Consider the following 21980-nt stretch of genomic DNA (forward strand, 5'->3'; position numbering starts at 1 on the left):
TTTTTCTTTTTCAATACCCTAAGTTCAAATCCTTATTCTATTTTTGCAATATGGCAAAACAAGAAGATCAATTTAAAAAAGTTTTATCGCACGCTAAAGAATATGGTTATGTATTCCAATCATCTGAAATTTATGACGGATTAAGTGCGGTATATGATTATGCTCAAAACGGAGTAGAGTTAAAGAAAAATATTCGAAACTATTGGTGGAAAGCAATGGTGCAAATGCATGAAAATATTGTAGGTATTGATGCTTCAATATTAATGCATCCAACTACTTGGAAAGCTTCTGGTCACGTCGATGCTTTTAACGATCCATTAATTGACAATAAAGACTCAAAAAAACGATATAGAGCTGATGTTTTAGTAGAAGATTACTGTGCTAAAATTGAAGCTAAAATTGATAAAGAAGTAGCCAAGGCTGCAAAACGTTTTGGTGATGCTTTCAATAAAGAAGAGTTTATATCAACAAACGGAAGAGTTTTAGGTTATCAAGAAAAAATTGACACTATTCTTAGCCGATTAGCTAAATCATTAGAAAATGAAGATTTAGCTGATGTAAAAGCCTTAATTGAAGAGTTAGAAATTGCTGATCCGTTAACTGGTTCTAAAAACTGGACAGAAGTAAAGCAATTCAACTTAATGTTTGGTACTCAATTAGGAGCTTCTGCAGATAGCGCTATGCAAGTATATTTACGTCCTGAAACGGCTCAAGGAATTTTTGTAAATTTCTTAAACGTACAAAAAACTGGACGTATGAAAATTCCTTTCGGAATTGCACAAACAGGTAAAGCCTTCCGTAACGAAATTGTTGCACGTCAGTTTATATTTAGAATGCGTGAATTTGAGCAAATGGAAATGCAGTTTTTTGTAAAACCAGGAACTCAAAAAGAATGGTACGAAAAATGGAAAGAAACACGTTTAAAATGGCATTTGTCATTAGGAATGGGTGCTGACAACTATCGCTTTCATGACCATGAAAAATTAGCGCATTATGCCGATGCTGCTGCTGATATTGAGTTTAAATTTCCATTCGGATTTAAAGAATTAGAAGGAATTCACTCGCGTACAGACTTTGATTTAAAAGCACATGAAGAATTTTCTGGTAAAAAACTTCAGTATTTCGATCACGAAGACAACTCTAGTTATGTGCCTTATGTAGTAGAAACTTCTATCGGTTTAGACAGAATGTTCTTAGCTGTTTTCTCTAACTCTTTACAAGAAGAAGAATTAGAAAACGGTACTACTAGAACAGTATTAAAATTACCTGCTGTTTTAGCACCGACTAAAGCGGCTATTTTACCATTAGTTAAAAAAGACGGATTACCAGAAATAGCTCGTAAAATTGTAGATGATTTAAAATGGGATTTCAATGTTTCTTATGATGACAAAGACGCTGTAGGTAGAAGATATCGTCGTCAAGATGCTGCAGGAACTCCTTTCTGTATTACTGTTGATCATGACACTTTAGAAGACAATACTGTTACTATTCGTCATAGAGATACAATGGAGCAAAAACGTGTTAAAATAGAAGAATTAAGCAACATTATTAATCAAGAGGTAAATGTACGTTCTTGGTTACAAAAAATGGAAGCATAGTCTTTTAAAACTATAAAACAAACAAAAATCCTAAGCCTAACCGTTTAGGATTTTTATTTTTGCATTAGAAAACTATTTCAAACGAAAAGAACAGATGAAAACATTACTTAAAATATTATTTGTAATCTTTTTACTATGGATAATTGTTGGAGCCTACCTTTTAAACACTGAACACCCCAAAGGTCAAGTTGTAATGGGCTTAGGCGTTTTATACATGTCTTTTGTATTAATGCCTATATTTATATACCATAGATACAAAGATGGTAAGTATAAAAAATACATCATTAATTCTGATAAGAACAAAAAAAAAGCTGAGGATTAATCCTCAGCTTTTTCATTTATACAATTTCTTTTTATTGTAACATAGGTGAGTAGTTTGTTGGGTAATCTACTGCTTTTGCTAAACCATCTTTAGCATCTTCAAAATTAGAACCATATGTTTTATCAATAGCTAATAACATTTGGTTAGCCATTAAAGCATATCCTCTAGCTGTTAAGTGAATTCCATCTAAACTAACTAATCCTCCAGTAACTAAACTGGCATTCATATTATAGTTATCAAACTCTAAGCTAGCAGTTGACGCTTTTTCTAAAAGAGCTTTCAAATCAACAAAAGCCAATCCTTTTGCTTCCGCCATTGCTTTTATTGTTGTATTGTACCCGTCTGTAGCTGTTTTAATTTCTGCTTGTTCTTCTGGAGTTAATACCCACTTATCTCCAAGAGGCAGAGAAATACCTTCTACAGAAAACATTCCAGCTAACTGTTGTGGTAAACCTTGAGACATTAAAAAACCAACTGAATCAGTATTAACCTCACCTATTATAGCGCTACTTGGTAACACTAATAAATCTGCTTCTGTTGCTTGTCTTGCTTGCCCATAATAAGCCCCTAATAAACCTGCCACTTTTTGTAATGTAGTTGCATCTGTAGGCAAACCGAAACTTGCCACAAAAGGAGGGAAAGTAGAACTTGCTAATAACGTCCCGACAATTTGAGCCGTTTTATCTTCTAATGACTCATCTTTAATCACAACAGCACTCGCAGCGTCTGTAGCAAAAACTATTGATCTTTCTGGAACACCTATAGCTTCAAAAACTCCATTAATAGCTCCAAAAACGTTATTTAATACTGGTATCTGGGCTGCAAAGTCTTCATTTGAAGGATCTAATGGTGCGTAAGGCACAGTTGTAAAATGTGGTAATGTTGTAATATAAGGTAAATTTGCTACTACTCCTTTAGCATCTGAAGTTGGTGCTAAAGTATTAATAATAGCGCCAAATACTTGCTCGAAAACTGGTTGCGGAGTGATTTCTCCAGCAGCACCTCCTGCAACAGCATAATCTAACACATCATTCCCTCCCATTTCAGATAAAGTGAAAAAAGTTGGTTGTTTAGATGCTATTTCAGCTAATAAAGTAGATTGAGTAGGACTCATTCTAACAAAATAAGGATTCGCTGTAGCTGGCTCTGCCTGTAACCCTGCTGGATTACCATAACCTGGAGCTAAAAAGTGAAAACTTTTTACTCCTGGAATTCCATAGTTACTAAAGCTTGCTGCATTTGTTGCTGGATAACCCGCTATAGTTGTTGGTGTTTTATCAAGCCCTGTTGGTAATCCTGTTGATGTATCAAAATAATATCTTGGATCTAAAACAACATCGCCTGTTACGGGATGAATCATTCCTCCAATATTATCTTCCATTAAAGGTTGGTTAAAATCTCCACCTCCTACCATAGCAAATTTGCTTGCTAAAATATTTGGAAAAGAATGTTGTTGCCCAATCTTGAACAAAGCTCCGTCTGAATACCCAGCTGTAAAAGAACCTCCCACTGCGATATAATTAGAAAAATCTACACTTCCCGCACTTAGAGCTATATTATTTTCTACTTCTGCTTCTGCTTTAATTTCTGGTAAGGTATTATCTACATCACAGGCAGCAAAACCTAAAAATAACGCAGATAAAAAAGTATATTTTATTGTGTTTTTCATTGTTTCTTTTTTTAGTTGTTGATAGTCCATGAAATGTAGTATTGAGAACCAACAGCTCCTACTCCTGGAGCACTTAAGTATTCTTGTCCTGTTAAATTAGAACCTCCTACTTTGAATATTGATTTAATTGATGGAATAGAGTAGTTAACTTGAGCATCAAGAACTGTTCTGTCTTCAATTGTTCCTTCTAAAAAAGATGACTCCCAATAAAATTCATCTTGCCAACGTAAGTTAACATTGAATCCGAAGTTTTCAAATAAATTTGTGTGTCCAAATTGTAATTTAATTTTATGCTCTGGCGTGTTAAACCCTGCTTCAAAATCTGGATCTGAAGCTTGGTCAAAATCAAGCTTAGACCATGTATAGTTTAATCCTAGGTCAAATCCTTTAACTTTTGTACTTAAACCTAAACCTAAACCGTAAGAACTAATATCTGCAGTAGAGTTTGTTCTAAAACCTACACCTGCATAATCTCCATTTTGTAAAGCCAATAAAGCTAATTCTCCTTTAGTTACATCTGGAATACCACTTGGCTCTGTACTTCCTACTTTTCCGTAAAAAGGAACTGCTATGTTTTTAACAGAAATAAAATCATTATAATCGTTATAATAAGCACTTAAATCAATACCTAATTTATTTTCTCCTGTTGAGATTGCTCCACGATACCCTACTTCGAAAGAAGTTACTTTTTCAGGCTTTACTAAATCAAAATTTGACTTTTGATATGTTCCTTCATCAATTGATTTTGCAGAAAAAGCATTAGTATATGCATCTCTACCTGTATATGTTGCTGTAGGCGAACCTAAAATTGCTGCTCCTGTTGGACTTAAATCTATTGGTGCAGAGGTAAATCTATCTAAGTTATCTTCGGCTGTACCTATTAAAGTTCCTCCTCCTGTATCTAAACCAATATATTGGTCTTGTGTTGTTGGATTACGGAAACCTGTTTGGAAAGATGCTCTGAAGTTATGGTTTTTCATTTCACCTGCAGCATACGCTAACGATAAACGAGGTGAAACATTTCCATCAAAATTCATTGCTTTATCATAACGTGCAGATGCAGTTAACTTTAAACGATCATCCATCATTTTCTTTTGAATTTGTGTATACACACCAAACTCATCATAATCAATTGGTCCGTTATCATCAGTATAAATTGTTCCATACGAATTTAAACTATACTGCCTGTATGAACCACCTACTTGTACTTCTGCCCAATCGATATAATCACGTAAGTTTAAGTTACCATCTGCATGGTACAATTGCGTGTTATCTTTAAATTTAGAACCTGTTCTTAAATCTGGATCATTGGTAACTTTATCGAAAGCTGCTTTAAACTCTGGTGTTCCTGGAATATAACGCCCTGTATCTGCTGCTTCTCTTGCTGCTTGATGCATTTGTTTTTCAGATAATCCTTGTGGGTTACCTGCTAACATAATACCTGCATACGTTTGGATATAATCTCCAAACCAATCTTTATCAGATTTCCATTGTCTGTTCAAGTTGATTGCTGTAAAACGAGTATCGTAAGAATCTCCTGCATCTTCACCTGTGTAATATCCTCTTATAAAGAAGTTTTTACCTCTAACCTCTAACTTATGTTGCTCCATAAAGAAGTTAGCAATGTTATATCTGTTTTGTCCTTGATAAATAGTATTTCCTCTACCGAATTTAGAATTCCAAATAATTTCTACACGGTCATTTCCTAAAGGACGGAAATGTAATGCTCCTCCAAACTTCATGCTTTTTGCTTCATTACTCATCAAGTCTACTTCGTTATAACCTGTTCTCGTAACTCTCACGTCTGGAATAATCCCTAAACCTGAAGCTGTTCTTATGTTTGTTCCTACTTCATCTCCGTAAACGTTTACACCGTCATAATCAATAGCAGAGTCTGCATCTCCCTCTCTTCTAAAACCTGCTTTGTATGTACCACCAACTCCTGATGTATTTCTATAATCTGTTGCGTGCCACTCTTCTCCTTTTAAGTAAGAAATGGTTGCTTTTGCCGCGAAATAGTCATTAAATGTATGAGCCATACGCATACTAACATCGTAAAACTTATTATCTCCTGCTGCCTCTTGACTGGTTAAACCACTTTTAACTACAGCACTAATTCCTTGCTCGTTGAAAGGATTTTTACTACGCATTAACATAATACCGTTAAATGCATTGGCACCATATAATGCAGAAGCTGCTCCTGGTAAAATCTCTACACTCTTCACATCTAATTCAGACAATCCTAATAAATTTCCTAATGAAAAGTTTAATGCAGGAGAAGAGTTATCCATACCATCTACTAACTGAACAAAACGCTCATTTGCAAATGCAGCAAAACCACGAGTGTTAACAGATTTAAATGTTAAACTACTTGTATTAATATCAACTCCTTTTAAGTTTTCTAAACCGTCATAAAAAGATGGAGCTGAAGTATTTTTAATTTCTCTAATATCAAAACGCTCAATTGTTACAGGTGATTCCATAACACGTTCTGGAGTTCTAGAAGCTGATACTACCACCTCATCTAATGAAGTAGCATTTTCGGTTAAACTAACCTCAACAACTTGATTGTTTTTAGTTATTTCAACTGTTTGTGTTTGATACCCTAAAGAAGATATTTCAATAGTAAACGGCGGGTTATCTGTTACTGTCATTGTAAACTTACCGTCAAAATCAGTAGAAGTCCCTACTGCTTTTCTTGAAACCTTAATGTTTGCTCCTGGAATAGGTTCACCTAAAGATACATCTTTAACTGTACCTGTAATGGTAGTTTGAGCAACCATTATTGCCGTGCCAAATAGCACAAATGCAACAAGTAATAGTTTTTTCATCATAATGTAAAATAATTTGTTAACTGCTTTGCAAAATACAATTTTTTTTCATTTACGAAATATACCGCGTTCTTTTTTACTATTTTATTAAATTATTAGATATTTTTTTTACTAAATCTGAATTTTAGATTTTATTCTTGAAATATTATTTATCCTCTTATACAAATTGTATTTTTGCCTAAATTTATTCGTAACCTTGGAAATTACACATTCTATTTTTGACTTCACCCCTACTCAAAAAACAATAGTTACCATTGGTACTTTCGATGGCGTGCACATTGGGCATCAAAAGATTATTGAAAAACTAGTGCATGAAGCAAAGTCTAGTGGAAAAAAATCAGTATTACTTACCTTTTTTCCACATCCTAGAATGGTGTTACAAAAAGACGTTTCTATCAAATTGATTAATACGATTGAGGAACGTGCACAACATCTTGAAAAATTGGGGTTAGACTATTTAATTATTCACCCTTTTAGTAAAGAGTTTTCAAGACTTACTGCTTTAGATTTTGTTCGAGATGTTCTAGTGAATCAACTTAACATTTCTAAATTAATTATCGGTTACGATCATCACTTCGGAAAAAACAGAGAAGGAAACATTGAACAACTAACCGAATATTCGCATTTATACGATTTTATAGTGGAAGAAATTCCTGCTCAAGATATTGACGAAGTTTCGGTAAGCTCAACTAAAATTAGAAAAGCGCTTTCTGAAGGGCATTTAAAAACCGCCAACAACTTTTTAGGATATAATTTTTCTCTTACAGGAAAAGTAGTGAACGGAAAACAGTTAGGTGGAAAAATAGGATTTCCAACAGCTAATATTGATGTTCCTGAAGATTATAAATTGATTCCTAAAACAGGCGTTTATGTTGTAAAATCTACCATAGAAAATAATTCTGTTTACGGAATGATGAATATTGGGAATCGTCCTACTGTTGATGGCGAGTATCAAACCATTGAAGTTCACTTTTTCGATTTCAATCAAAACTTATATGACAAAGAGTTAACTATTGAATTGTTATACTTCTTAAGAGACGAACAAAAGTTCGATTCTGTTCCTGATTTAATATCACAACTCAAAAAAGACAAAGAAACTTCTTTAAACTACCTTAAAACAATTAGCCTCTAGCATTGCTTAAGTCTGTCGCATCTTTTATCTTTGCCTTTCTAAAAAATAAAAAAATGTTACAGGTTCAGTTTATTAGAGAAAACAAACAAACTGTTTTAGACGGATTAGCAAAACGTAATTTTGCTGATGCCGAAACAATTATTGAAGAAGTATTAACTGCTGATGAAACGCGTAGAGCTACACAAGTTTCTTTAGATAATGTTTTAGCTGAATCGAACAAAATATCCAAAGAGATTGGAGGTCTTTTTAAGTCTGGTAAAGTTGAAGAAGCAAATCAACTTAAAGCAAAAACAGGTGAATTAAAAGAGCAATCTAAACAATTAACAGAAGAATTAAACTCTGCTGCTGATAAGTTAAACGAATTGTTATACCAAATTCCTAATGTTCCGCATGCTTCAGTAAAAGCTGGGAAAAATGAAGAGGACAATGAAGAAGTGTTTAAAGAAGGAATTATTCCTGATTTAGGAGAAAACGCATTACCTCATTGGGAATTAGCTAAGAAATACGACATCATCGATTTTGATTTGGGTGCAAAAATTACAGGTGCTGGTTTTCCTGTATATAAAGGGAAAGGGGCTCGTTTACAACGTGCTTTAATAAACTATTTCTTAGATAAAAATACGGCTGCAGGTTACAATGAAGTACAAGTTCCTCATTTAGTAAATGAAGCTTCAGGTTTTGGTACGGGTCAGTTACCTGATAAAGAAGGACAAATGTACCACGTAACTGGTGATAACTTATACTTAATTCCAACAGCAGAAGTTCCAGTAACAAATATGTTTAGAGATGAAATCGTACAAGAAAGTGATTTACCAATTACAGTAACTGGTTACACTCCTTGTTTTCGTCGTGAAGCTGGAAGTTATGGAGCACATGTTCGCGGATTAAATCGTTTACACCAATTTGATAAAGTAGAAATTGTTCGTGTTGAGCATCCTGACAATTCATACAATGCTTTAAACGGAATGGTAGAACACATTAAAGAAATTTTACGTGAATTAAAATTACCATATCGTATTTTACGTTTATGTGGGGGTGATACAGGATTTACTTCTGCTTTAACGTTCGATTTCGAATTATATTCAACCGCTCAAGAGCGTTGGTTAGAAATTAGTTCTGCTTCAAACTTTGAAACTTTTCAAGCAAATCGCTTAAAGTTACGTTTTAAAAATAAAGAAGGAAAAAGTCAATTAGTACACACTTTAAATGGAAGTTCTTTAGCTTTACCTCGTGTACTTGCTGGTATTTTAGAGAACTATCAAACTGAAAACGGAATTAAAATTCCTGAAGTGTTAGTTCCTTACTGTGGTTTTGATATGATTGATTAATCAATCTTCAATATAAAAATGAAAAAATCCCAAGCCTCAATTACGATGCTTGGGATTTTTAATTAATCAATCCCCATTGAAAAAAAATATGTTTAGTTGGCAACTACCGCTACCATTAATCTCTTGTATTTATTCATTTCTAGCAGTGCTTCAAAATATTGAGTTATTTGACCTCTTCTCATAAACTCATTTGCATTCTGCTTTGCTATTTCGTATTGTGTAGTAAAGTTTTTCATAATTTACATTGTTTAGTTGTTTTACTAATAAGACAAAGTTCGTGCCAAAATGTTACAATCCTTTTCAAAAAAGCACCTCTTTTAATAGTATTTTAACAATTATGTTCAGTATTTTTGATAAATGAAAAGAGCTGTTATTCTATTTAATTTACTGATATTTAGTTTGTTTTGTCACGCACAGCAAAACGAATTTATCATTGCTGAAAATTATTTTAGAAATAATGAATATGAAAAAGCAATTCAGTTATATAAAGAGTTGTATAACCAAAGTCCTTATAATACTACCTATTTAGAAAGATTAATTACTTGCTACCAAGAAACTGAACAATTTACAGTAGCGGAAGAACTTCTTTTTCAAAAGTTAAAAGAAAAACCAAATTTAGCATACCTACATGTTGTTCTTGGTCATAATTTTGAACGTCAAGAAAAAATAGATACTGCAAACAAACACTATCAACTAGCAATACAGTCCATTAATAACAAGGCTAATTACGGGGCTTTAATTGCTGGTATGTTTAAAAATTATAGCAAACTAGATTTGGCTATTGAAACCTTTCAAAAGATAATGGATATAAATCCGAAAGCTAATTATGGTTTTCAGATGGCTCAAATTTATGGTGAGAAAGGTGATTTTAAACAAATGTTTGAATCATACATCGATTTGGTTGATAAAAACGAAGGCTACCTCAACAATGTTAAACGTTATGCTGGCAAATACTTAACTGATGATAGCGAGGATCAAAATAATATTCTGTTCAAAAAAGCTTTATTAAAAAGATCTATAAGCCACCCAAAAGACATATGGAACGACCTCCTTTCTTGGTTATTTATTAGACAAAAACAATACAGCAAAGCGCTTATTCAAAGCAAAGCATTATTTGCTAGAGATCCTGATAATTTAAATAGAATTAATGAAGTTGGTAAATTAGCTTTGGAAAATAAAGACTACGAAACTGCGAAAGAATGTTTTGATCTTATCATAGAAAACACCAATTATCCAAGAGATAAATTTACTGCAATAAACAACAATCTGAGAATAGCTATAGATACAAATCAACCAGATATAGAACAACGTTTTGATGCTATCTTTAAAGAATACGGTATAAATTCAAAAACATTATTCACTCAAATAGCTTATGCCGATTATTTAACCTTTACCAAAAACACCCCTGAGGAAGCTGAAATTATTTTGCACAAATCTTTAGATTTTTCTAACTCAAGGTTTATAAAAGCTTCTATAAAATTAAAGTTAGGAGATGTTTTAGTGTACATGGGTAAATTCAATAAAGCTCTCATTTATTATTCGCAAGTACAAACATCATTTAAAAATCATAATATTGGGCAAGAAGCTCGTTTTAAGGTAGCCCAAGCATCTTACTTTAAAAACGACTTTAAATGGGCTAAAGCACAACTAAAAGTTTTAAAAGGGTCAGCATCTCAACTTATTGCCAACGATGCAGCAAACCTGTTTTTAACTATTTCAGACAACGAACCTAAAGACAGTATATCTTCTGGATTGAAAGAATATGCTAAAGCCGATTTGTTAGCTTTTCAGAATAAAAACGACGAAGCTATTGTTGTTTTAAGTGAAATTATTACAACTTATAGAGGACAAGCTATTGAAGACGAAGCCTTATTTAAACAAGCTCAGTTATTTATTAAAAAGAAGCTATTTGATGAAGCTATTTTAAATTATGCTAAAATCATAGCCTTAGATAAAAAAGGAATTTATGTTGATGATGTATATTACTACATGGCAGAATTATACAACAACGAATTAAATAACCCTGAAAAGGCTAAAGAATACTATCAAAAGATTATTTTTGACCACCCTTCGAGCATCTATTTAGTAGAAGCTCGTAAAAAGTTCAGAAAACTAAGAGGAGACGATGTTAATTAAAGCAACAATTTCACTATTTATCAACCAAGTAAAGCTTGTTTAATAGATTAATTCATCACTTACTAAATTATAAAAAGATGTACATATACAACGTAACCGTAAATATAGACGAAAGTATCCACGCCGAATGGTTAATTTGGATTGAAAACCATATCCCAGAAGTGTTAGCAACGGGGCATTTTATCAGTGCAAAAATGACGCAAGTACTAGTTGAAGAAGAAATGGGAGGAATTACATACTCTATTCAATATACCGCAAGAACTCGTGAAGATTTGGACAACTATTATAAATATAGTGCAGACAAATTACGCAACGATGGATTAAAAAAGTTTGCAGATAAAATGCTAGCATTCCGCACAGAACTGAAAGTGGTGAATGAGTTTTATCCTACAGTAAATAGCAACTAAGATGCAAGAAAAAATCTATCAAAAGAAAAAACTACTTATCATAGTAGGAATACTCATAGCAACTTTAGGTGGAGTTATGGGATATTACACTTATGACAATAACCCTTGGGAAACCATTAGTGGAGTAATTAGTGGGATAGGTTTTGGACTAACACTTATAGCGTTAACAATAAAACCACCAACCAAATAGATATAATAAAAAATGACCGTAAGAGCTAAAAAACATTTAGGACAGCATTTTTTGAACGATGAAAACATTGCAAAAAAAATAGCTGATACTTTAACCGAAAACGGATACGAAAATGTATTAGAAATCGGTCCTGGAATGGGGGTTTTAACAAAGTATTTATTAGAAAAAAAGCCTAAAGTTACCGTAATGGAACTTGATTCGGAATCTGTAGTTTATTTACAAGACACCTTTCCTGTTGAACATATTAAACTAGACACCTCAAAAGAAAAATTTAATATCATTGAAGGTGATTTCTTAAAAAAGGACTTTACAGAAATATTTAACAAACAACAAGTAGCTATTATAGGAAACTTTCCTTACAATATTTCATCACAAATTGTTTTTAAAGCTATTGAAAACAGAGAGTATGTTCCTGAGTTTTCAGGAATGTTTCAAAAAGAAGTTGCTCAACGAATTGCTGAAAAAGAAGGGAGTAAAACTTACGGAATATTATCAGTATTAACACAAGCTTTTTACGATGCTGAGTATTTATTTACAGTTCCTCCTTCTGTGTTCAATCCACCGCCAAAGGTAGATTCTGGAGTTATTAGACTTATCAGAAAAGAAAACTATACGCTTCCTGTAGATGAGAAATTGTTTTTTAGAGTGGTAAAAACTGCCTTTAATCAACGAAGAAAAATGCTTCGTTCTAGTTTAAAATCTTTCAATCTTTCGGATACCTTAAAAGAAGAACCTATATTTGCGATGCGTCCCGAGCAATTATCGGTACAAAAATTCATAGAATTGACACAAAAAATAGCACAAGACAACAGTTAAACGCTTGTTTTTTAGTTAGTTTTAGAATATTCAACTCTCGATTATCGGCTAAAATCGTAAACGATGGCATTAGACATTACGAAAGACTTACTAGAACACGTAGAAGATCTCATACAAAATCAGAAAGATAAATCGCTTTCTCAATTTTTCTCAGACTTCCACCATGCAGATATTGCAGAAGTATTAGATGAATTGTCTTTTGATGATGCTGTATATATCATTCGATTACTAGACAGTGAAACCACTTCAGAAGTATTAATGGATGTTGATGAGGAGGTTCGTGAAAACATTCTTGAACAACTTTCTGCTAAAGAAATTGCCGAAGAAATTGATGAATTAGATACCGATGATGCTGCCGATGTCATCGCTGAACTTCCTGAAGAGCGTAAACAAGAGGTAATTCAACAAATTGAAGACCGTGAACACGCCAAAGAAATTGTTGAATTATTACGTTACGATGAAGATACTGCTGGTGGATTAATGGCTAAAGAGCTTGTAAAGGTTAATGAAAACTGGAATGTACTTACCTGTGTTAAAAAAATGCGTTTGCAAGCAGAAGAAGTAACCAGAGTACACTCTATTTACGTAGTAGACGATGAAGGGAAGCTGAAAGGGCGTTTGTCTTTAAAAGACCTTTTAATGGCGTCTACCCGTGCTAAAATATCAGATGTTTATATTCCTAAAGTAGATTTTGTTCATGTTCATGATAAAGCAGAAGAAGTTGCTAATATTATGAGTAAATATGACCTTGAAGCAATTCCTGTTGTTGATGAATTAGGTGTTTTAGTAGGAAGAATTACTATTGATGATATTGTTGATGTAATTAAAGAAGAGGCTGAAAAAGATTACCAATTAGCCGCAGGTATTACCCAAGACGTAGATTCTGAAGATAGTATTTTTGCCCTAACCAAGGCACGTTTACCTTGGTTATTCTTAGGAATGGTTGGAGGGCTAAGTGCTGCTAGTATTATGGGAGTTTTTCAAGATGCTATGGAAAAAAGTCCTATTCTCTTTTTATTTACACCGCTAATTGCGGCGATGGCTGGTAATGTAGGTGTACAATCATCAGCAATTATTGTACAAGGTTTAGCTAACGATGGAATTAAAGGTTCTATTTGGAATCGTTTATTAAAAGAAATTTCATTAGCAATGCTTAATGGTGCAATTCTAGCTGTTTTACTATTTTCTTTTGTATGGATAACTAAAGGAGATTTTCAGGTAGCTTTAGCTATTGCTTCTTCTCTATTTTCAGTTATTATTGTCGCTGGTTTGGTTGGCACCTCTATTCCGTTAATTTTAGATAAATATGGAATAGATCCTGCTATTGCAACAGGACCTTTTATTACAACCAGTAATGATATTTTTGGAATTCTAATTTACTTTTCAATAGCCAAAATGATTATTGGTTTTTAATCGCATGGCGATAGTCAAAACCTAATTAACAGAATCTTGCCTCAAAAATATTTAAAGCTGCTCCCTTGAATACCTCACAGGCTTGCCAGTAGTTTAATCTATAGATTCTACTTTTTCAATCAAATTATCTATTTTTTCATCTGGAATAAAGCCTTTCAACATCAGGAAAGCTCCGAAAACAATAAGTAATACTCCCATTCCGCGTTTTATACGATAAATAACCAAAGGGGTTAACCTGCTTTTTAATTGTTTTGCTAAAAGTATCTTTCCTAAATCGGTAATGGCATATCCTGCTATTACAGTGCCAAAATACCAAACCAAGTATTTAGGGTTCATATCATAAGTAGGACCAATAACCACAATTAACCCTAACCAAAATGCCAACACTCCAATATTAATAAAGTTTAAAAAGAACCCTTTTAGCAACAGTTTTAGATAATTATTGCTTTCTGGTAAAACAACATCAGGAGCTTCTACTTCCTTCTTATTATTTTTATCTAAATAAGTAATTAATCCGTAAACAATTAGCACCAATCCGCCGATAAGAAACAAGCGCGGATCGTCTTTTATTTTTTCTAACAAACTTCTACTTCCAAAGTAGGCAATTAGCATAAAAGAAATATCTCCTAAAATTACACCTATATCAAAGGCAATAGCTGCTCGAGCACCTTTTAAAATACTTGTTTTTATTAGCATAAAAAACACTGGCCCTATCATAAAAGCCATAAAAACACCTACTAAAAAAGCATTTTTAAAATCGTAGAAATCCATAATTATAAAGTTACGACTTACTAAACATCGTCAAAATCTACCACAATCTTCTGAGTTGTCGGATGTGCTTGACAAGTAAGAATTAATCCTTCTTCTAATTCTTCGTCTGTTAAAATTGAGTTTTTCGCCATTACCGCTTCTCCTTCGGTAACTTTAGCAATACAACTGCTACAAACTCCTCCTTGACAAGAATAAGGAGCGTCTAATTTATGATGCAAAGAGGCTGCTAAAACCGTATCTGTTTTCTCCATCATAAAAGTATGCTCTTCATCATCTAATAGTACAGTGATTTCAGATTTTCCATCAGGAATATTTAATGCCGCTTCCTCATCTGAAACACTTGCAGTAAACAATTCAAAATTGATATTTCTTTCATCAAACCCATCTTCTTGAAGTGTAGTAGAAACTGTTTGAATCATTTCTTCTGGCCCACATAAGTACACCGAATCAAAAGAAATATCTTTATGAACATTCTTTACAAAGTAATTTACAAGTCCTTTGTCAATTCTACCAAACTTAGTATTAGTTTTAACCTCTTGGCTAAATACATAGTGCAAATTTAATTGAGAAGGATGCTTTTCAGCCAACTCATTTAATTCATCATAAAAAATAGTACTCTCAGCTTTCTTGTTTCCAAAAACCAAGGTAATTGTTGAAGTTGGTTCATTTTCTAACACAGCTTTTACCATTGATAAAACTGGTGTTATACCACTTCCTGCTGCAAATGCTAAATAGTTTTTTTGCGCTTGCGGTTCAATAATAAACTTTCCTTCGGGTTCAGAAATTTCTAAAAAAGTATTCTCTTTTAATTTCGTAGTAGCATAGGTTGAAAATTTTCCATGATCAACAGCTTTTACCGCTACTTTTATTTGTTTACTGTTAGGTGAAGCACAAATAGAATAAGCTCTTCTTATCTCCTTATCATCTAAATTGGCTTTTATGGTAATATATTGTCCTGCAATAAAAGTGTAATTACTTGCTAACTCAGCAGGTACATCAAATAAGATAGAAACAGCATCTGTCGTTTCTTTTATTATTTTTTCAATACGTAGTTTGTGAAATGTAGACATTTATTCATTTTATAAGGATTACAAAAATAAGAAACTCAGCACGAACAAAAGTTAGGGTTTTTACAAAAAGTATACCTAAGATTTTTATACATAAGAAAATTATGTATATTTGCATACCTAAGTTTCTTAGGGTAAAATTTCGAACTTATGGGAAATCAGAAATTATATAAAGGATCATTACAAACTATTATTTTGAAACTACTAGCTCAGAATGATAAAATGTACGGATATGAAATCACGCAAAAAGTAAAAGAACTTACCAAAGGTGAATTAAAAATCACAGAAGGGGCTTTGTATCCTGCCCTACACAAACTTGAAGCTGAAGGCTTGTTAGACGTTGAAGTTGCTAAGGTTGGTAATCGTTTACGTAAATATTATAAGCTTACCGAAAACGGTACAAAAGAAACTGCAAATCGTCTTTCAGAAATGCAAGAATTTTTGAATACCATGCAACAATTGGTAAACCCTAAGTTTAGTCTGGAGTAATTTTTTTAGCTATGGAATTAACAAAAGAACAAATACAAGAAATTGACAACTATATCAATGCTTGTGGTATTAAATTTTATGATGTAAAAGCTGAATTAGTAGACCATTTTGCTTCAATTTTAGAAGAGCGCCTAGAAATAGAACCTAAATTAGATATTCATAAAACTATTATAGAAGAACATAAAAAATTTAGTGACCAAGGCTTTAAAAAACTATTAAAAACAAAAACTGATACTGTTCACAAACGCTTTTATAAGCTGACTTTTTTACACTTAAAATCATTTTTTAAATTACCTAAACTCATAATAACAATTGCTATTTTTTATCTACTTAAAGAATTAATGAACCTCTTTGAAAACAAAGAACATTTCTTCAATTTACTTAGTGGAATTGGTCTTTTAATTATAGCACAATTGTTCATTCGTGTAACTACTAACATTGGAAGTAAAAAAGATAAATTTCTTGTTCTGAACAAGTCAGATATGTTTTTAAATCTTATAAATTCTCTTTTTATCATTTTTAACAGTAGTGTTACTTTCAGAAGTGATCAAAGTTTTACTGAAAACAATTATAATTTAATTCATTTAGGAATATTTGTTTTATTACTGCTTTTTTATTGGTCTGGTGAATATATCTTTTATCAAAATAAACAAACCATAAAAAAACAGTATCCTAACGTATTGGTATAAGCTATGGAATTAACAAAAGAACAAATACAAAAAATAGATCTCTTTTTAGAAGGAATAGGAATTGAATATATAGATATCCGTTTTGAGATGGTAGATCATATTGCTACTGAAATTGAAAATAACATTGAAGATACAAATGCTTTTTTTGAAGGTAAAGGTTTTCAAGTGCCTTTTATAAAATATATGTTGAGTAGAAAAAAGGCTCTTAAAAACCGATATAAAAAGCAGACCAAAAAATTACATTGGCACTATACAAAAGCTATCTTAAAAGACATCCTAAAAAAAGCTATACATCCTAAAAGTTTACTCGTTATACTTTTCTTTTCGTTTATATGCTTCTTTTTTGGCCCTAAATATGTTAAAGAAACTTCTGTTTTCATTTTTAGTTCATTAATGCTAAACCTTGCATATACTTCGTATGTTTCTTATAAATTTACAAAAAAACATAAGCTTCTTAAAATTGTAAAAACTTATTCTTTTGTAAGCTCACTTTTTGTTATTACCGCTTTAAACTTTCCTAATTTTTTAGATGTTTTTTACAATGGTAATTATCAAGAAAGCGCTATTTATATTCATTTATTGGCTTTTGTTTTTAATTACTTACTTACTCAAAGCTTTCTGGAGAAAAGAGATTTTATTGAAAAAAAATATCAGTATTTAATTCAATAGCTATGAAATTAACCGACCAACATATAGAACAACTGTACAAGTTTACACGTCAACATTTTGTTGAGCATTATGATGTGCAAACTGAGTTAGTAGATCATCTAGCTAACGATATTGAACAAATTTGGAAAGAAAATACAACACTCACATTTGAGCAAGCTCGCGATAAATCGTTCAAAAAATTTGGTGTGTTTGGTTTTATGAATGTCGTTGAAGAAAAACAAAAACAAATGAATAAAAAGTACAGAAAAATTATTTGGAGCTACCTAAAACAATGGTTTACGCTACCTAAAATAATTTTAACTGTAAGTTCTGTTTTTATCTTTTATTTTTTATTCCAAATACCATATTATGGAAAGTATTTCTTCTATAGTTTAGAAGTTTTCTTTTTCCTTTTTATAATAATTAGATGTCAATTTTTAATCAAGCAACAAAAGCAGCGAGTAATAGAAACTGGTAAAAACTGGTTATTAGAAGATATCATTTTTAAAATGGCATCTTCTAACTTTATTGTCTTTTTTTGTAATGTGTATAATATTTTTCGATTAGCAGAACTGATGCATAGAAAAGAGTTCACACTTCTTATTTCTGTCTTTTCGGTTCTTTTAATATTAGTCTCTTACATCACTTTAGAGTTAATCCCTAAAAAGTCAGAAGAATTACTCGAAGCACAGTATCCTGAATATAAATTTGCTAACAATTAAAAATCTAACAATCTAAAAATCCAAGGATCCAACAATCTAACCTACTTTTTCCCTTCAACAACAATAACAATTTCACCTTTAGGTGGTTTTTCAGTATAATATGCTAATACTTCTTTTACAGTTCCTCGCTTGGTTTCTTCAAATAATTTTGTCAATTCTCTAGAAACAGATAGTTGCCTTTCCTCTCCAAAGTATTCTGCAAAATTTGCCAAGGTTTTTAATAGTTTGTGCGGACTCTCATAAAAAATCATTGTACGAGTTTCTTCAGCTAAGAACTGTAAACGCGTTTGACGCCCCTTTTTTACAGGTAAAAAGCCTTCAAACACAAATTTATCATTCGGTAAACCAGAATTTACCAATGCAGGTACAAAAGCAGTTGCTCCGGGTAAACATTCCACTTCAATATTATTTTGCACACAAGCTCTTGTCAATAAAAAACCAGGATCGGAAATTGCAGGAGTTCCAGCATCTGAAATCAGAGCAAAAGTTTCTCCACTTTGTAAACGTTTTACGATTGTTTCTACCGTTTTGTGTTCGTTGTGCATATGATGCGATTGCATAGGTGTAGCAATATCAAAATGCTTTAATAGTTTTCCGCTAGTTCGCGTATCTTCTGCTAAAATATAATCTACTTCTTTTAAGACTTTCAACGCTCTTAGCGTAATATCTTCTAAATTCCCAATCGGTGTAGGCACCAAGTACAATTTGCTCATACAACAAAACTACAAAGTTTTTAGTCTAAAAAGTTAGGAATCTCTACCTTTTTGTACTTTTGCTATATGTCAAACGACCTTTTGAAACACATTCAGATTCCTGCTGATTTACGTAAGTTAACATCAGACAAATTACCACAACTTGCCCAAGAATTGCGTGAGTTTATTATTGACGTAGTTGCTACTAAAGAAGGACATTTAGGTGCAAGTTTAGGTGTAGTAGAATTAACCATTGCACTTCATTATCTGTTTGATACTCCTAACGATTTATTGGTTTGGGATGTTGGACACCAAGCATACGGACACAAAATTTTAACAGGAAGAAAAGACGTTTTTCATACCAATCGTCAGTTTAGTGGAATCTCAGGTTTCCCAAAACGCTCCGAAAGTGAATATGACACTTTTGGTGTTGGCCACTCTTCTACTGCTATTTCAGCGGCTTTAGGAATGGCAATTGCTTCGAAATTACAAGGTATTCATAAAAATCATATTGCGGTGATTGGTGATGCTTCTATTGCAAGCGGAATGGCTTTTGAAGCCTTGAATCATGCAGGAGACACTAATGCTAATTTGTTGGTTATTCTGAATGATAATGCCATTGGAATCGACCCATCCGTAGGTGCTTTAAAAGATTATTTAACGAAAATTAAATCTCCTAGATTAGAAGTTGAACAACATAATATTTTTGAAGCCTTAAATTTTGATTATTCTGGACCTATTGATGGACATAATTTTGAGGAATTATTATCGGAACTAGAACGTTTAAAAAACATTCAAGGACCAAAGTTTTTACATGTAATTACTACTAAAGGAAAAGGATTACGACAAGCAGAGCAAGATCAAGTAAAATACCATGCTCCGGGAAAGTTTGATAAAATTTCTGGAGATGTATTACCAAAAGAAGAAAGTAAGTACACAAAATATCAAGATGTTTTTGGTAAAACCATTGTTGAATTAGCACAGCAAAACGAAAAAATTGTAGGAATCACCCCAGCCATGTTAACAGGAAGTTCGTTAAAATTTATGTTGGAAGCTTTTCCTGACCGAACTTTTGATGTTGGTATTGCTGAACAACACGCAGTAACTTTAGCTGCGGGGATGGCTACTCAAGGGTTAATTCCGTTTTGCAACATATACTCTACTTTTTTACAACGTGCTTACGATCAAGTAATTCATGATGTAGCTTTACAAAACTTACCTGTAATTTTCTGTTTAGACAGAGCTGGATTAGTTGGTGAAGACGGAGCGACGCATCACGGTGTTTTCGACTTAGCCTACTTACGTTGTATTCCTAATCTTATTATTTTTGCTCCTCGCAACGAAATTGAACTACGTAATATGATGTTTACCGCTCAACAAGGGCTAGAACATCCGATTGCAATTCGTTACCCAAGAGGGAAGGGAAAAATAGAGCAATGGCAACTTCCTTTTGAAAGCATAAAAATTGGAAAAGGGACTTGTTTAAAGGAAGGAACACAAATAGCAGTGCTATCTATTGGAACTATAGCTGATAATGCATCAGAAGCAATAAATTTGCTTGAAAACAACAAATCGATTGCACATTACGACTTACGTTTTGTAAAACCGTTAGACACCCAGCTTTTAAATATAATTTTCAACAAATTTAAAACAATTATCACTATTGAAGATGGTACGGTAAAAGGTGGTTTTGGAAGTGCAGTCTTAGAATATGCTTCCGAAGTAAATTATCAAGGAAAAATCAAGTTATTAGGAATTCCTGATAAGTTTATACATCATGGTACTATTCAACAGTTGCAAGAAGTTTGTGAGATAGATATTAATTACATTAAAAAAACAATTCAAGACTTCCTATAAAATGAATCTTTTTTAAGACTAATTATTTTCATGTTTTATATTCGCGGAATATAACCCCCAAATATTTAATACATGAAATTATTATTTAAAGCTCTAGTATGCTCTTCAATTTTCTTAGCATCATGTAGCGACAAAGAAAGTATTCCTAATGTTAAGCTTCAAAGCTATTCTTTTGATTCTGAAACGAATTCTACTCTAATGTTTCAAGATGGCGAATCACAAGAAGTTATGACATCCGAATGGAGAGCTTATGAAATTAGTAAAGTAATCCGTATTAAACCAATTAACAATAAAACTATTGAAGTTGCTAATTTTGCTCCAATAGATTTAGAGAACATTACCATAACTGCTGTAATAGAAAATGAAGGTATTGACAAACCCATCAAACTCTTTAATATTGGTAAAATAAGAGCTCATGGTAAGCAAGAAATTAACTATCCTTTTATAAATAACAGCCCTTTATTTTTAAATACTAGCAATGAGACAGTTGACCTTTCTAACTTTGAAGAAACTGGTATTGACCCTAGCCAAATTACATTTGACTTTACAGGTGACAGTGAAATTATTCACAAACTTAAGAACTTACGTAAATTAAAATGGGTTATAAAGTACCACGATTTCGATCCTAATAATGACACAAATAATAATTGGGCTGAAGATATTAGTGCAAAAGACATTCGCAGATTTACGGGATTGATGATAAACCTTGGTGTCGTATTTGCCTCAGATAATTTTAAAAATGAATTTATTAGTGAACATATTGTAGGAAATGATGGTACAACTGTACTAAGTGAAAACGAAAAAATAGGAGCGTATAATATAATCTTAAACAAACCTCGTTACAATTGTGGTAAGGTTGTTAACGTTTCTGGTTTAGGTGGTGGTGCTACTTTTGGTTTAGCTGAGCATGTGCTAAGAGATTATATTCGTAAAGAAACAGGTTTTATAACAGCGCATGAAATTGGGCATACAATAGGTTATAATCACTCTTCAAACATGACATACCCTCATGAAGTTGATGGAGTAAATACTGGTATTAGCCCTGTTACTACTCGAATCATGAATCAATTTTTCGAAGATGGATTGTTTCCTATAACATTAGAAAATTATTATCTATCATCCGATTTTGAATAATAAAATAATATAAAAAAGAAAAGCGAACCAAATTGGTTCGCTTTTTTTATGATAACTCTCAGAATATTT

The 21980-nt window shown here is 32.4% G+C and carries 21 protein-coding genes; 15 read left to right on the forward strand and 6 right to left on the reverse strand.

Going from position 1 to position 21980, the window contains the following annotated elements; translation table 11 throughout:
* Nucleotides 1–50: 50 nt before the first annotated feature.
* Nucleotides 51–1598, forward strand: a complete 1548-nt coding sequence (locus N534_RS0105380; protein WP_028891503.1) for a glycine--tRNA ligase — start codon at nt 51–53, stop codon at nt 1596–1598.
* Between the two features lie 94 nt (nt 1599–1692).
* Complete coding sequence (locus N534_RS0105385) at nt 1693–1920, forward strand: hypothetical protein (protein WP_028891504.1); 228 nt, start codon at nt 1693–1695, stop codon at nt 1918–1920.
* A 31-nt stretch (nt 1921–1951) separates the two neighbouring features.
* On the opposite strand, the gene N534_RS0105390 is transcribed toward N534_RS0105385, so the two are convergent.
* Both N534_RS0105390 and N534_RS0105395 read right to left on the reverse strand, forming a co-directional pair.
* A complete protein-coding gene (locus N534_RS0105390) occupies nt 1952–3589 on the reverse strand; it encodes a hypothetical protein (protein ID WP_038005647.1) in 1638 nt (545 codons plus the stop codon).
* Between the two features lie 11 nt (nt 3590–3600).
* Complete coding sequence (locus N534_RS0105395) at nt 3601–6423, reverse strand: TonB-dependent receptor domain-containing protein (RefSeq protein WP_028891506.1); 2823 nt, start codon at nt 6421–6423, stop codon at nt 3601–3603.
* A 193-nt stretch (nt 6424–6616) separates the two neighbouring features.
* Between N534_RS0105395 and N534_RS0105400 the strand changes: the two genes are divergently transcribed.
* Both N534_RS0105400 and serS read left to right on the forward strand, forming a co-directional pair.
* Nucleotides 6617–7552: a bifunctional riboflavin kinase/FAD synthetase gene (locus N534_RS0105400; RefSeq protein WP_028891507.1), complete on the forward strand. Its 936-nt coding sequence runs from the start codon at nt 6617–6619 to the stop codon at nt 7550–7552.
* Nucleotides 7553–7605: 53 nt separating this feature from the next.
* Complete coding sequence (serS, locus tag N534_RS0105405; RefSeq protein WP_028891508.1) at nt 7606–8880, forward strand: serine--tRNA ligase; 1275 nt, start codon at nt 7606–7608, stop codon at nt 8878–8880.
* A 92-nt stretch (nt 8881–8972) separates the two neighbouring features.
* On the opposite strand, the gene N534_RS15425 is transcribed toward serS, so the two are convergent.
* Nucleotides 8973–9116 (reverse strand): hypothetical protein, encoded by a 144-nt coding sequence (locus tag N534_RS15425; RefSeq protein WP_197017697.1) that lies wholly within the window; start codon nt 9114–9116, stop codon nt 8973–8975.
* A 121-nt stretch (nt 9117–9237) separates the two neighbouring features.
* On the opposite strand from N534_RS15425, the gene N534_RS0105415 reads away from it, so the two are divergent.
* The 5 genes from N534_RS0105415 to mgtE all read left to right on the forward strand — a co-directional run bounded on the left by N534_RS0105415 (nt 9238) and on the right by mgtE (nt 13842).
* A complete protein-coding gene (locus N534_RS0105415; RefSeq protein WP_028891509.1) occupies nt 9238–11016 on the forward strand; it encodes a tetratricopeptide repeat protein in 1779 nt (592 codons plus the stop codon).
* A 77-nt stretch (nt 11017–11093) separates the two neighbouring features.
* Nucleotides 11094–11423: a DUF4286 family protein gene (locus N534_RS0105420; protein ID WP_028891510.1), complete on the forward strand. Its 330-nt coding sequence runs from the start codon at nt 11094–11096 to the stop codon at nt 11421–11423.
* A gap of 1 nt (nt 11424) precedes the next feature.
* On the forward strand, nt 11425–11613 hold the full coding sequence (locus N534_RS14455; RefSeq protein ID WP_038005559.1) for a hypothetical protein: 189 nt from the start codon (nt 11425–11427) through the stop codon (nt 11611–11613).
* Nucleotides 11614–11625: 12 nt separating this feature from the next.
* Complete coding sequence (gene rsmA / locus N534_RS0105430; protein WP_028891511.1) at nt 11626–12429, forward strand: 16S rRNA (adenine(1518)-N(6)/adenine(1519)-N(6))-dimethyltransferase RsmA; 804 nt, start codon at nt 11626–11628, stop codon at nt 12427–12429.
* A 63-nt stretch (nt 12430–12492) separates the two neighbouring features.
* Nucleotides 12493–13842: a magnesium transporter gene (gene mgtE, locus N534_RS0105435; RefSeq protein WP_028891512.1), complete on the forward strand. Its 1350-nt coding sequence runs from the start codon at nt 12493–12495 to the stop codon at nt 13840–13842.
* 93 nt (nt 13843–13935) lie between these two features.
* On the opposite strand, the gene N534_RS0105440 is transcribed toward mgtE, so the two are convergent.
* Complete coding sequence (locus N534_RS0105440) at nt 13936–14613, reverse strand: LysE family translocator (protein WP_028891513.1); 678 nt, start codon at nt 14611–14613, stop codon at nt 13936–13938.
* A 20-nt stretch (nt 14614–14633) separates the two neighbouring features.
* The gene (locus N534_RS0105445; RefSeq protein WP_028891514.1) at nt 14634–15683 is read right to left on the reverse strand and encodes a ferredoxin--NADP reductase; all 1050 of its coding nucleotides are present in this window, start codon (nt 15681–15683) and stop codon (nt 14634–14636) included.
* A 147-nt stretch (nt 15684–15830) separates the two neighbouring features.
* Here N534_RS0105445 and N534_RS0105450 point away from each other — a divergent pair, with 147 nt between their 5' ends.
* Genes N534_RS0105450 through N534_RS0105465 form a run of 4 tightly spaced genes read left to right on the forward strand, consistent with a single transcriptional unit; the run spans nt 15831 to nt 18228 of the window.
* Nucleotides 15831–16169, forward strand: a complete 339-nt coding sequence (locus N534_RS0105450) for a PadR family transcriptional regulator (RefSeq protein ID WP_028891515.1) — start codon at nt 15831–15833, stop codon at nt 16167–16169.
* 11 nt (nt 16170–16180) lie between these two features.
* Nucleotides 16181–16858 carry a hypothetical protein gene (locus tag N534_RS0105455; RefSeq protein ID WP_028891516.1) on the forward strand — a complete coding sequence of 226 codons (678 nt, stop codon included), beginning with the start codon at nt 16181–16183 and terminating at the stop codon, nt 16856–16858.
* A 3-nt stretch (nt 16859–16861) separates the two neighbouring features.
* Nucleotides 16862–17527, forward strand: a complete 666-nt coding sequence (locus N534_RS0105460; protein WP_028891517.1) for a hypothetical protein — start codon at nt 16862–16864, stop codon at nt 17525–17527.
* A gap of 2 nt (nt 17528–17529) precedes the next feature.
* On the forward strand, nt 17530–18228 hold the full coding sequence (locus N534_RS0105465; protein WP_028891518.1) for a hypothetical protein: 699 nt from the start codon (nt 17530–17532) through the stop codon (nt 18226–18228).
* A 41-nt stretch (nt 18229–18269) separates the two neighbouring features.
* Here N534_RS0105465 and rsmI read toward each other — a convergent pair whose 3' ends face one another.
* Nucleotides 18270–18941, reverse strand: coding sequence for a 16S rRNA (cytidine(1402)-2'-O)-methyltransferase (rsmI, locus tag N534_RS0105470; RefSeq protein WP_028891519.1), 672 nt, complete (start codon nt 18939–18941; stop codon nt 18270–18272).
* Between the two features lie 66 nt (nt 18942–19007).
* On the opposite strand from rsmI, the gene dxs reads away from it, so the two are divergent.
* Together dxs and N534_RS0105480 are read left to right on the forward strand one after the other, a co-directional pair.
* Nucleotides 19008–20777 (forward strand): 1-deoxy-D-xylulose-5-phosphate synthase, encoded by a 1770-nt coding sequence (dxs, locus tag N534_RS0105475; RefSeq protein ID WP_028891520.1) that lies wholly within the window; start codon nt 19008–19010, stop codon nt 20775–20777.
* 72 nt (nt 20778–20849) lie between these two features.
* The gene (locus N534_RS0105480) at nt 20850–21911 is read left to right on the forward strand and encodes a hypothetical protein (RefSeq protein ID WP_028891521.1); all 1062 of its coding nucleotides are present in this window, start codon (nt 20850–20852) and stop codon (nt 21909–21911) included.
* The last annotated feature ends 69 nt before the right edge of the window (nt 21912–21980 follow it).

Source organism: Tenacibaculum sp. 47A_GOM-205m (genome assembly GCF_000518405.1).
GTDB classification, from domain to species: Bacteria; Bacteroidota; Bacteroidia; order Flavobacteriales; family Flavobacteriaceae; genus Polaribacter; species Polaribacter lutimaris.